This is a genomic window from Mycobacterium persicum (assembly GCF_002086915.1).
Lineage (GTDB): Bacteria > Actinomycetota > Actinomycetes > Mycobacteriales > Mycobacteriaceae > Mycobacterium > Mycobacterium persicum.
The window spans coordinates 4,044,352-4,048,370 of sequence record NZ_MWQA01000001.1 but is presented as its reverse complement, the minus strand read 5'-3'; the positions used below and the strand labels follow the sequence as shown (position 1 = coordinate 4,048,370).

Sequence of the window (4,019 nt, the reverse complement as noted above, 5' to 3'; positions counted from 1 at the left end):
TTTGCGCTGTTACCGCCAGAGGTCAATTCGGCCCGGATGTATACCGGTGCAGGCTCGGGTTCGCTGCGCACCGCCGCGGCCAGCTGGCAACTGCTGGCCGCCGAACTGCACTCCGCGGCCAGCATGTACCGATCGGTGGTCACCGACCTGACCACCATGCAGTGGACGGGTCCGTCGTCGATGTCGATGGCCGCCGCCGTCATTCCCTATGTGGATTGGCTCACCGTCACCGCCGAGCAAGCCCGGCACACCGCGGCCCAGGCAACCGCCGCCGCCACCGCCTTCGAGCAGGCCTTCGCGATGACGGTGCCCCCGCCGGTGATCGCCGCCAACCGCGCCCAGCTGCTCGCGCTAATCGCAACCAACTTCTTCGGCCAAAACACCGCCGCGATCGCCACCACCGAAGCCCAATACATGCAGATGTGGGCCCAAGACGCCACCGCAATGGAGGACTACACCACCGCCTCGGCAGCAGCATGGAAACTGACCCCGTTTGCCTCCCCGCAACCCAACACCAACCCCGGCGGGCGCAGCGCTCAACACGCCGCGGTCGCCCACGCCGCCACCAAAGCCCCCAACCCAAACAACAAGGGCAACTGGATCGGAAAGCTGCTCGAAGACATCGGAAAGGCATTGACCGCCGTCGGCTTGCCCGAAATCGGGTTGCCGCTCTACGAATTAGGCGTCTTCGTCAACACCTTGAAACTGCCCAAGATCCTCAAAGACGACTTCACCGCCCTGGATGCCCTGTTCGCCTGGTACTCCACGATGGGTTCGGTGACCGGCGTCAGCGGCATGGCCAACGGGATCATCAACACCGAAAAAAGCCTCGGCTTGATTTCCGGTGTGGCACAACCGGTGGCAGAAACCGTACCCAAAGTCGCTCCGGCCCTGCTGGCCCCGCTGAACTCCATCGCCAAATCACTCTCCGGGGCAACCATGCGTGCCGGTGGCGTCCTGGGCGGACAAGTCTCGGCCGCCGCACGCAGCGCCGGTTCGATCGGCCAACTATCAGTGCCCCCCTCCTGGGCCACACCCCAAACCACCGTCGCCGCCAAAACCTTCCAGGCCGCCACCCCCCTGACCACCCTGCCCACCAGCGACGCCGCACCCGCAGCCATGCCCGGCCTACCCGGAATGCCCTCAACCGCAACCGGACGCGGCGGCGTCGTACCCCGATACGGACTCAAAATGACCGTAATGTCACGCCCACTATCCGGAGGCTAGCTGGACATTCCGAGTCTTATGCACATCTGGTGACGTGTGACCGGTGTGCTGACCGGTCGGCTGTTGAGCGTAGTAGTGGGCCTCCACGTCGGCGGGCAAGCGTCGGTCGAGGCGGGATAACCGCCGCCCACGCACCCGGTCTTGCATAAGGCCGATCGTCGTTTCGCAAAGCGCGTTGTCGCGCACGTCGACCGCTGGTGGCTCGAAAGCAACATTTTCCTGGCCATGGCATCACCAACGTCCGCACCCGGGCTACCCCCGGCTGCTCAAACAGGTCAAGCGTGGCGGTTGCGGATTGATGAACCGTAAGCATTCGGCCCGGATACGATTCCGCGCCACCCGCAAACAGCGGGCCACAACCCAGACCTTATGTCTATTCCGCGGTCAAAGTGCAAGAGCTGCGACAGGACAATCCGAGCAACGGGAATACGGCAAAACGCACTGGTCGGAAAACGCGGCCAAACGGACTCCAAAAATCAAGATCGCGAACCAATTCGAAGCCCTCAGGCCGCCTCGGCGGTCAACCGAAATATCGCCGCTAAGCCTGCTTGCTGACAGCATTTACGTCGCACATTGCCAGCGACTTTTACAGGTTGTGTCATTAGGATGCTATGCGTGAATGACACATCTGAAACTGGCACGAATGAAACTCCCGAGGCAGTAGCACCCGCGCCACCAAAGGTCACACCACGGTCGGACACCCCGAAGGTTTTCAAGGCCGCGGCGTGGGTGGCTGTCGTCGCTGGGACATTGTTCATCGTCGCCGGAATATTCTTTGCGGGATTTGGGTTTGCTGTTTATACCAAGGACGCTAGCTCGCCCCACTATCGTCAGCGTGAATACCCGGCAATGGTGATGGAAATACCGAACGCAGGCCACGGCGGACACGGTGCGCCCAATCATGCACCGTCTTCAGTCGCGCCTTCTCCGGTGCCCGCTCGTTAGATTAGCCAACGTCCACATAGCCCAGTGCTGGCAGAGCGCTGGGCTATTAAACTCTTCTGCCACGGGTCGATAGTGTCTTTTCTGCCGGCCGGAACGCCGAGGCAGTCCATAATCGAAGTACATCAATGTGCGAACGGCTGCTCAATTGAACGAAGTGTCTGCTGAATCAACGAGTGCGCGTATGCATGAGGCTCGAAGCTCGTGAGCTTCCGTTTCCGCGCACTTTAAGTGGGGCTGACGCCTTTCGCGCAGTACCCGAGGATGCAAGGCGTACGGCGAGTCAGGTTCACCAGGCCCGTATTCAACAACGGCGATACCCTGGCGAAATACCTAGGTCGGTTGTCGCTGTCCTCGACTTCCCGGGATCGATCCAGACATTCAGAAATTGTCCTGAAATCCTCGCGAAGTTCACTCATATCTGAATCAGGTAAGCTGTCTCGCCATTTCCGATATATTCAGAAACGCTCTTCCGAAGTATGCGTATCGGATGTCATCCACCATGGCATCTTCCTTGTTTGTAAACGAAAATGAGCAGTATCGAGGTTGCCAAAGGGAACGTGGCTAACTCAAAGTAGGGTAACTCCTGGCGATTCTCTTTGCCCCTGTTCAAGTCCAGCGGATAATATTCCTTTTCCAAATTGGTTAGGCAGATTTGCAAGTGTTCGCTCGGCGACGTGGTTATTCTCTGCTATCAAACTCACAGGCCTTTGTACTTGGTAGTCGTCATCGTCAAACACAAGTAGCTGCTGGCCTCCTTGTTACTGGCGATGTGTTCGGCGTTTTATGTAGCACACGGGCGGATCGCCTGGATTGGGCGGAGCTCGCGCTCGCTCTTTGTTACCCGGCCGACCTCGGTGTTGGCCGATCAGTCCGATCAGAACCAAGAAACGGCGACCGTCGATCGTGATGACGACTGCGGCGGTGCTGTTGTGAGGTTTCTGAACTCTGGGTCAGGCGCGTCGGCGTAATGCGGTCGAGTCCCGGAATCAGCTTTTCTGGCTAAATATTTCCTAGTCGCTGCAGCGTCGGCAATGGAGGCCGCGGCCGGGCCCTACGCGGGTGGCTGAGTGTGCGGCCACGCACGCTGCGATGGTGGCTGGCCATCCGCGGGCGACAGTGAGCGCGTTCGAGGCGGCCCAGGCCGCGACGCTACAGCCGGCTCGACTCGGGTTTGCTCAACACTGGGACCGGGATAGCGGGTTTGTTCAATCTTGTCCGGCTCACATTGTCATCAGGTCCCGAGAGCGGACCCCGGCCCAACCCCGATAGGCAGGCCTCTAGCGATGCCCCATGCGTCGGACGGTGCTCTGGTCGCAAGAAAATCTAGAGCTAATAAGCGGCGGTTATAGACCCATCAAAAGTAGTGATTAGCGGGCGAGGCGAATCTCTTCTAGTGTTGTCCGCGCTAGATATGCGGCCTCATGAGGAGGGCTTATGCGAGCATCTAGCAGTTAGAAGACATGTCTTGGCTGCACGGTTAGATCCCCGCGCTGCGCGCGTCACAGTAATTTTCGGATAGCAGAGTCTTGACGTGGCAGTTCGTGGCTAGCTTCGTCGTGCTGCATAGTTGGTGATCCTGTTTGACGGCACGTTCTAGATATCTTGCGGGGTGATTGTGCTCTGTGTTTCTGCTTTGTGATGTCGGCATTTCCGACTTCGGGCTGGCATTCAGTTAGTTCGCGTATCTGCACGAATTTGCATCCGAAATGAGAAGGGTTCTGTTATGCCTCGAATTCCGCACAACTCAGTGACTACAGGTGACGTCAGCGCTGTCGGGTCGAACCCGGCTCATCCCCGGCCGCGGGCCGCCGCCCAGGGACGGCGCCGCAAACGCGGCGCCGTTGTTG

General features: G+C 59.4%; 2 protein-coding genes. Both read left to right on the top strand.

Annotation, left to right across the window (positions count from 1 at the left end; all coding sequences use genetic code 11):
- A partial coding sequence (locus tag B4U45_RS18530; protein ID WP_219859476.1) for a PPE family protein occupies positions 1-1,227 on the top strand: 1,227 nt, incomplete at its 5' end.
- 615 nt (positions 1,228-1,842) lie between these two features.
- On the top strand, positions 1,843-2,172 hold the full coding sequence (locus B4U45_RS18525) for a hypothetical protein (protein ID WP_131808299.1): 330 nt from the start codon (positions 1,843-1,845) through the stop codon (positions 2,170-2,172).
- Positions 2,173-4,019 lie beyond the last annotated feature (1,847 nt).